Below are 6953 nucleotides of genomic sequence, written 5' to 3' on the forward strand. Positions count from 1 at the left end.
ACTAAAGAAGGTGACCCCATGGCTTTGATCAGCATGCGTCAGATGCTCGACCACGCTGCCGAATATGGCTACGGTATTCCGGCGTTCAACGTTAATAACCTTGAGCAGATGCGCGCCATCATGGAAGCAGCTGATGCGACCGATTCGCCAGTTATCGTTCAAGCCTCTGCAGGCGCGCGTAAATACGCAGGCGCACCTTTCCTGCGCCACCTGATTCTGGCCGCCGTTGAAGAGTTCCCACATATCCCGGTAGTTATGCACCAGGACCATGGCACCAGCCCCGCGGTGTGCCAGCGCTCTATTCAGCTGGGTTTCTCATCGGTCATGATGGATGGCTCGCTGGGTGAAGATGGAAAAACACCGACCGACTACGCCTACAACGTTGATGTGACGCGTCGCACCGTTGAAATGGCCCACGCCTGTGGCGTTTCCGTTGAGGGTGAGCTGGGCTGCCTGGGTAGCCTGGAAACCGGCATGGCCGGTGAAGAAGACGGCATTGGTGCGGAAGGCAAGCTGGATATGGAACAGCTTCTGACCGACCCGGAAGAAGCCGCCGAGTTTGTTAAAGCCACCCACGTAGATGCCTTGGCCATCGCCATCGGCACGAGCCATGGGGCGTATAAATTCACCAAGCCGCCGACAGGCGATACGCTATCTATTCAGCGTATCAAAGAGATCCACGCGCGCATCCCGGATACTCACTTGGTCATGCATGGCTCATCTTCTGTACCGCAAGAGTGGCTTGAGGTGATCAATCAGTACGGCGGCGAGATTCCAGAAACCTACGGTGTGCCGGTTTCCGAGATCGTTGAAGGCATCAAGCACGGCGTACGTAAGGTCAATATCGATACCGACCTGCGCTTGGCCTCTACTGGCGCCGTACGTCGCTTTATGGCTCAGAATCCGTCTGAGTTTGATCCGCGCAAATTCCTCAAGGAAACCGTTACCGCCATGCGCGATCTGTGTATCGCTCGCTACGAAGCCTTTGGCACCGCGGGCAACGCCAGCAAGATCAAGCCGATCAACCTTGAAGAGATGTTCAACCGCTACGAGCGTGGCGAGCTGGATCCGAAAGTTAAATAAATTCAAGTATGACGTAGGTTAAAAGACGGCCATTTGGCTAATGCCAGTCAGTTAAGCCTGACTGGCTTTTTCCTGACCGTATATTTTTGTGGTCGTGCCCGAACAGCACGTGGGTACGACCTTTCTCGTCTATCGGGTAGCAAGAACGAAGGCGCCATCTCCAGCATCGATCTCACCACTTCGGGAATACGGCCAGGCGATACTGCCGGCAACATCGATAACTCTTTGATAATAAAATAGGCAGCCTGGTGAAAACTCAATTGATTTGGGTGAATGCTGTCCAAACTGTAGGCCATTCGGGCCATCTGAAAGCGTATCAAGTTGTAGGCGAGCAACGTTCCCCATAATTCCTGGCGAACCATGTCCGGCGTACGACTACGCAGCGTGAGCCGGTTGCCCTGGAGCGATTGCTTCATTTCCCGGTAGCCCAGCTCGATTTCCCAGCGATAGCCATAAATATCCACGATATCAGCAGCCGGAAAGCGCAGCGGATCGGTCATCGACGTCAGCACCCGAACCTCTTTACCCTTGATCTTGCGAGTCATCAGGCGCGCTTCTAATGTCGCGGGCAAGCCTGGCCATTTCGCTCGTGCCTGGGGCGATGTCGTCAGGCGAACAAGTCGATCCTGACGGCCCAGCGAATAGATTTCTTCATACTGTGTTCCCCTGCGTAACGGGATCAGCCAGTGGCGCTGTTCGCCTGCTTGCTGCCACGCATGCAGCAGGCCCAACGAATAAAACCCGCGGTCAAATAACGTCAATGAATGGTCTGGCGTACTGGCAATCAGGTCTGTCGTCAATGCCACTTCGCCAGTCGATACGCTGTCGAACGCAGCGCCCGTCACCAGATGGCTTGTCAACTCCATTTGGCACACCATTCGGACCTGAGGATAGCTCGCTTCACGGTGCGCATTGCGCGTGCGGGCGAAGGCGGCCTGGTTATCGGGCGAATCGGGTGTCCGCCATACGACGCCATCCACCGCCAGAAGGGAGAGTCCACACCAATGAGGCTGGGGCATTTGCTCCTGCCAGAGGGCCTGCGTTTGTTCGAAAACACGTTTAACGGCCTCCACTCCGAGGCGTTGACGTGCCTGGACAACGGCGCTGGGCGCCACGAAAGGACGTTGGCCGGGCAAGACAATATCGAGCTGATTAACGACTTGCCCCATCGGGATGTGCCGGAAAAGTGCCATGCCGACAATCGACCAGACCACCATATCAAGCGGTAATCGACGTTTACGCAAGGTGGCGACACCGGCGTGTTCCAGGCATTCGTCAATCAACTCGGGGGAGAGAACATCCGCGAGGCTGGAGAAGTGTTCAGGAGAAACGCGAGCGATGGCATCAATGGCCTGACTAAAATGCATAAAAATCCGGTATCAGAAAGTCACTGATACCGGAATATCGCATTGTCAGCTAATGGATGAAACCCTTAACTGACTGGCATTAGGCCATTTGGCCGTCTTTTTTGTGGTTAACACGCAGCGGATACAAATAAATATTGCTTTGCAGCATAGAGAGGCCAACACTGAACAGACGTTCATCCTCGGAGCTAATTTATGAAGCACGCGACACCGACTGCCTTAATTCCCATGTCCCCTTTCGCCATGATGGATGCTTGGAAAGTCGGCATGATGGCCTTCGAGCTTTGGACATCGTCCCTTTCGACGATCAACCAACGCAATCAGCTATGGCAAACGCAGCCGTTTTTCAGCCCAAAAATGATGAAAGAGAACCAACGTATGGTGACGGAGAAACTTGAAGCCAGTATGGAGGCGGGTTTCGCCATGCAAAAAACGTTACTGAATATGCTCAGCGGACAACATACGCCCTGGTGGGTCACCAGCCGTCAGGCTATGCAGCCTTACCATCAGCGTAGCAGTGCCAATTCGCGCCGTTTATCGCGCTAGTCGTAACGGATCCGGGCGCCGATACCACCTGGCATATAACGGTGCCTCGCCGGTTTTCGCTATTTCTTCGTTAACGCATCGTGCATGACTGGTTTATTGCGGCATTAGCTACAAAAAATTACGAAACAGTGTTCACAAAAGCCTAAAAATCTCGTTCAATAGGCATTGGGTAGTGTTCAACCAACACTGGTAGCGTTTAAGTCGCTGCAAGGAACCACAATGCCGCTCCCACTTTTGCTGTTTGACTGTGATGGCACCCTCGTCGATAGTGAACCCCTTTTAGCTGAAGAAATGTCGATAGGGCTAAACGCTGTAGGATTGCCCTTCGTACCAGCTGACTATCTTGGTGAGTTTCGGGGCGCTCGGTTCCGACGCATTGTGGCCGAGTTACAGCAACGCTACGGCGAAGTGGACCCTGACCAACTCGCCCTCATGGAAGGTGCCATGCGGGCCAATCTGGCTAATCGCCTTGCTGAAGAGCTGACACTGATCCCTGGTGCCAGAGAGGCGCTGGATAACTTGTCAGCCTATCCAAGTGCCGTTGTTTCCAACGGTCCTGAAACCAAAATTCGCACGGCACTTCAGGCCACCGGCCTAAACGATTACTTTGGTCATCGTCTGTTTAGCGGCTACACCGCTAATTGCTGGAAGCCTGAACCCTGTTTGCATCTGCACGCAGCCAGTATCATGGGCTATAGTGCGCATGACTGTATTGCCATTGATGACGCCCTGGTGGGTGTTCGTGCGGCACTTGAGGCCGGGATGACGGTCATTCATTTAAATCGCTTTCCCGATGCCGAAGAGACGCCAGAAAACGCTATCATGATTAGTAATATGTACCAGCTACCCACCGTTATTGAGCGCCTTTACCAAAAAGCCTGGAGCCTCCCCATGCCACAACGCTCAGTAGGAGGGTGACAATGGCCTCTTTACGTGACCAGCTTGGTGGGCTTGTATATTCAACGGAGCATGGTAAAACGTGCCCGGAGTGCCGTGAGGCACTGGATGCCTGCAGCTGTGAGGAAAACAGTGAGCAAGCACGCCTTGCTGCGCTGGATGGTATCGTACGCATTCGCCGTGAAACCAGTGGGCGTAAAGGTAAAGGTGTTACGACTATTAGTGGTATCCCACTGCCCAGCACGGAACTAAAAGCGCTGACGAAAACACTTAAAAAGCGGTGCGGCACGGGAGGAGCAGTCAAAGATGGCATCATTGAGATTCAAGGCGACCATCGAGATACGTTACGAGAAGCACTAACCGCGCAGGGTTATCAAGTTAAGCTAGCTGGCGGTTAATCCGTTTCTCTCATCAGGCCTGCCATAAGGTAGGCCGTTAAAAGGCAAGGCACTGCAATGGTTTGGCTGGAATACCTGCTACCGCTCATCTTTTTATTTCCCATGGCCGCGATGGGCGGCATCGTATTAGCCCTGCGCAGCCTGCATGATGCGCGCGTTGAGTCGCCTTTTGATGCGCCACTGCGTGAACCAGGGCAAGCACTACGCCATCGCCTTGACCAAGCCTTCTCAAGTCTTTTCTTAAATGGTGCTTTAGGTCCGATTATTAGCCTGGCCCCGCTGGTATACGGCATGGGAAGAATGTTGTTTGTCAGTCAACAAGATTGGGTGGAGTGGGCACTCTATGGCCTGTTAAGTACCCTGCTTGTGTTAACGTTTTCCTTATTATTGATACGTGATTACCAGCGCATCCGGCGACTAAAACTTGGCCTTGCTTGCGAACTGGCGGTTGGCCAAGAGCTTGAGCGGCTTATTCGTCCTGAGGCGCATCCTTACTACGTATTCCATGATGTACCAACCGACAGTTTCACTATCGATCACGTGGTGGTTACGCCGTATGGCGTGTTCGTGCTGGAAACGCGGGCGCGTGCATTAGCCATTGGCTCAGACGGCCGAGAGCTTAATACCGTGGCGGTTGAACGCGAGCGTTTACGCTTTCCTCATTGGCATGAGCGCCGCCCACTTCATAAGACACGTCAAGCCGTTAGCTGGCTTACCCAGTGGCTTGAACGACGCTGTGGTGTGCCGGTACCGGTACGGGGCGTGCTCGTATTGCCCGGCTGGGAAATTGACATCACCGAGGCAACTGGCGATGTGCTGGTGGTCAGTGGAGAGCAGCTTGCCAAGCAGCTCACTGACCTCAAACCTGGCACGCTAAGCGACCCAATCCATGACAAGATCATTTATTTGCTAATGGAAAGGGCGAGGCTGGTAGAGTTACGTCATCTCCGCCAGCCATCGGTCTGATGCGTTATTGCTTAATCGCCGCGTAAACGCCCCCCCATCTCCTGAGCAAGATCAACTGCATAGTGGTCGGTCATCCCGCCGATAAAGTCCAGCATGCGTCGATAGCTATCGTAAAGCGGCCAGGAGGGCAACGGCGTATTCTCTCCTATTAGCGCCAGTACACGCTGATGCTTGAAGGATGACTGTCCGGTATGGTGCAACTCATGAGCGGCGCCAATAAAAGCCTCCAGTAGAATGCCTAGAGTGGTGTAGGCACCAATCTCTAGTTTGGCCTTACGCTCATTTTGGAAAATACGCTCGCGGGCCAGCTGCTTCGCTGCTTGTACGCCCCAGCCTAAATCCGGGTGGCACAGCTCAAGCAGATCCTCTTTTAGCGTGCCGTTTAACAGCGCCTGTTCATGCTGAACAAAAACCGCACCGACATCGTTAACCGCTCGCTCCATGGCAGCACCGCGCAATAGGGCGATTCGTCGGCGCTGCGATACCTGACGATCCTCCATATCCGCATACTCAGGCGGGAACTCTCCAGCCACTTGCCGAAGGATTTCCACGACTTCTTCATAACGCAGAATGCCCATTTCCAGGCCATCTTCCAGGTCCAGCAGGGCATAGCAGATATCATCGGCCGCTTCGACTAGCCAAGCCAACGGATGGCGGCACCAGCGCTGCTCCCCCTGAGGCAGCAGACCCACTGCGTCGGCGACCTCTTTTAAGAGCGCCTGTTCAGACTGATAACAGCCAAACTTACCTGCTCGCCCGCTATAGCGTACGGTCCAGGGGTATTTCAGCAAGGTCCCAAGCGTTGCGGCCGATAAACGCATACCGCCGTTAAACTGGTTATATTCAATCTGAGTAATAACACGAAAGCCCTGAGCATTGCCTTCATACGTGAGCAGGTCTTCCCGCTCGGCTTCTGACAAGCCATCCAGTAGGCCGCTACCTTGTGCGCGGCGAAACCAGTCGCGGATCGCGTACTCTCCGGCATGGCCAAAAGGCGGATTACCAATATCATGGCCCAGACAAGCGGTTTGCACGATAACGCCCATATCAGCAGGCGTAATCCATTCTGGCAGACGATCATGTAAAAGTTCACCGACAATCATGCCTAAAGAGCGGCCCACACAGCCCACTTCCAGCGAGTGAGTCAAACGTGTGTGGATATGATCATTTTCAGTTAACGGGTGTACCTGGGTTTTACGCCCCAAGCGGCGAAAGGAACCTGAAAAAACAATTCGGTCATGGTCTTTATGAAAGGGGCTACGGCCAATTTCGCGCGTGTTATCCGGGCGTTGATCGTGCAGACGTCGTGGGGAAAGTAACTGGTCCCAGCGCATTTGTGTCATGGCAATCCTCCTTAATGAGTGCATTTTGACACAAACGGTGGTCCGGCGTGAGTGATGAGTGTCAGTGCCGGGGGTGTATTGCAGGAGCTGACTCCAATCAGCGATGCGCCGCCCCGCTGGGATGGGAGTAAGTTGGTACGGTGGCCTCTTCCCCCCGGGCACCTAGCGGCGCCTTCGCCGGCTGAAGCCAGCTCCCACATTAGAATGACGGCGCCCCATAGCGTTGTAGATTATGGGCTGGCCTGCCCCTGGTTGTGGGAGCTGGCTTCAGCCGGCGATGCAGCACAAAGTGCTGCTGGGGTAGCGGCTGATCCATCACGCTGAAGAGTGCCTTGCTGTCTTTTCCTGCATGCAAA

7 protein-coding genes are annotated in these 6953 nt (G+C 54.2%); 5 read left to right on the top strand and 2 right to left on the bottom strand.

Annotated elements, in window-relative coordinates; translation table 11 throughout:
• The first annotated feature begins 18 nt into the window (after positions 1 to 18).
• Positions 19 to 1083: a class II fructose-bisphosphate aldolase gene (fba, locus tag ACT3TJ_RS15685; protein ID WP_172118906.1), complete on the top strand. Its 1065-nt coding sequence runs from the start codon at positions 19 to 21 to the stop codon at positions 1081 to 1083.
• A 47-nt stretch (positions 1084 to 1130) separates the two neighbouring features.
• Here fba and ACT3TJ_RS15690 read toward each other — a convergent pair whose 3' ends face one another.
• Entirely contained in the window at positions 1131 to 2450 is a 1320-nt protein-coding gene (locus ACT3TJ_RS15690; protein ID WP_193057322.1) for an IS4 family transposase, read from the bottom strand.
• Between the two features lie 192 nt (positions 2451 to 2642).
• On the opposite strand from ACT3TJ_RS15690, the gene ACT3TJ_RS15695 reads away from it, so the two are divergent.
• From ACT3TJ_RS15695 to ACT3TJ_RS15710, 4 genes are all read left to right on the top strand, one after another.
• Positions 2643 to 2993, top strand: a complete 351-nt coding sequence (locus ACT3TJ_RS15695; RefSeq protein WP_193057321.1) for a hypothetical protein — start codon at positions 2643 to 2645, stop codon at positions 2991 to 2993.
• Between the two features lie 219 nt (positions 2994 to 3212).
• On the top strand, positions 3213 to 3911 hold the full coding sequence (locus ACT3TJ_RS15700) for an HAD family hydrolase (RefSeq protein ID WP_193057320.1): 699 nt from the start codon (positions 3213 to 3215) through the stop codon (positions 3909 to 3911).
• A gap of 2 nt (positions 3912 to 3913) precedes the next feature.
• Positions 3914 to 4288 carry a translation initiation factor Sui1 gene (locus ACT3TJ_RS15705; RefSeq protein ID WP_087109893.1) on the top strand — a complete coding sequence of 125 codons (375 nt, stop codon included), beginning with the start codon at positions 3914 to 3916 and terminating at the stop codon, positions 4286 to 4288.
• Between the two features lie 57 nt (positions 4289 to 4345).
• Positions 4346 to 5254 (top strand): nuclease-related domain-containing protein, encoded by a 909-nt coding sequence (locus tag ACT3TJ_RS15710; protein ID WP_192528660.1) that lies wholly within the window; start codon positions 4346 to 4348, stop codon positions 5252 to 5254.
• An 11-nt stretch (positions 5255 to 5265) separates the two neighbouring features.
• Here the strand turns inward: ACT3TJ_RS15710 and ACT3TJ_RS15715 are convergent, their stop codons facing one another.
• Positions 5266 to 6597: a deoxyguanosinetriphosphate triphosphohydrolase gene (locus ACT3TJ_RS15715; protein WP_087109889.1), complete on the bottom strand. Its 1332-nt coding sequence runs from the start codon at positions 6595 to 6597 to the stop codon at positions 5266 to 5268.
• Positions 6598 to 6953: the final 356 nt, after the last annotated feature.

The sequence above is a fragment of the Halomonas sp. AOP30-A1-24 genome (genome assembly GCF_052378165.1).
In the GTDB taxonomy this organism is placed as follows: domain Bacteria; phylum Pseudomonadota; class Gammaproteobacteria; order Pseudomonadales; family Halomonadaceae; genus Vreelandella; species Vreelandella citrativorans.